Source organism: Salinicola sp. MH3R3-1, from assembly GCF_001937155.1.
Lineage (GTDB): Bacteria > Pseudomonadota > Gammaproteobacteria > Pseudomonadales > Halomonadaceae > Salinicola > Salinicola halophyticus.
This window is the reverse complement of sequence record NZ_MSDP01000048.1, coordinates 1-644: the sequence shown is the minus strand read 5'-3', so window position 1 is coordinate 644 and position 644 is coordinate 1. Positions and strand designations below refer to the sequence as shown.

General features: G+C 54.8%; 2 tRNA genes. Both read left to right on the top strand.

Annotated features, from left to right (window positions below):
- Positions 1-74: 74 nt before the first annotated feature.
- Positions 75-151, top strand: a tRNA-Met gene (locus BTW08_RS18125).
- Between the two features lie 349 nt (positions 152-500).
- Positions 501-576: transfer RNA gene (locus BTW08_RS18120), tRNA-Asn, on the top strand.
- The last annotated feature ends 68 nt before the right edge of the window (positions 577-644 follow it).

The following is a 644-nucleotide window of genomic DNA, read 5'->3' as shown; positions in this document are numbered from 1 at the left end:
GAGAAGCGAGCCCGCAGGTATAGTCCGCCCCCGTTGTCACTTGGCAACGTTCGCCGTTTATCGGCAGCAGCGTCGGCTACGTAGCTCAGCTGGTTAGAGCACATCACTCATAATGATGGGGTCCCCTGTTCGAATCAGGGCGTAGCCACCAACGCTTTTCTCTTGATCAACGCGTTATTCCCCGATCAAGAACTTCTCTCCCGATCAAGACCTTCGAGTCCGACGAATGTCGTGCTTTCCGGATAATCTCGCCTTGGGCCGCGCGGTCGACCCGATCGTTTCGTCGAGCCAATTGTTCGTCGAGCCAATCGCTTCACGTGATCGATGGACGTCGCTTCCGCCTTCGTCCACTATGGCCGGCGAGTCGTTGACCGATAGGGCGAATTCCGCAGCGTGTTGATTGTGCTGCAGAATTCTTCGCCGCCGTTTTGAAGATTCGTGTGCATCAGCCTTGACGCAAAGGACTCAACGCGTATACTACGCCGCGTGCTGAAGGATGGTCCCCGATAGCTCAGTTGGTAGAGCAAATGACTGTTAATCATTGGGTCACAGGTTCGAGTCCTGTTCGGGGAGCCAACATCAGCCAGCGGTGAACGACGATCCCCGATAGCTCAGTTGGTAGAGCAAATGACTGTTAATCATTG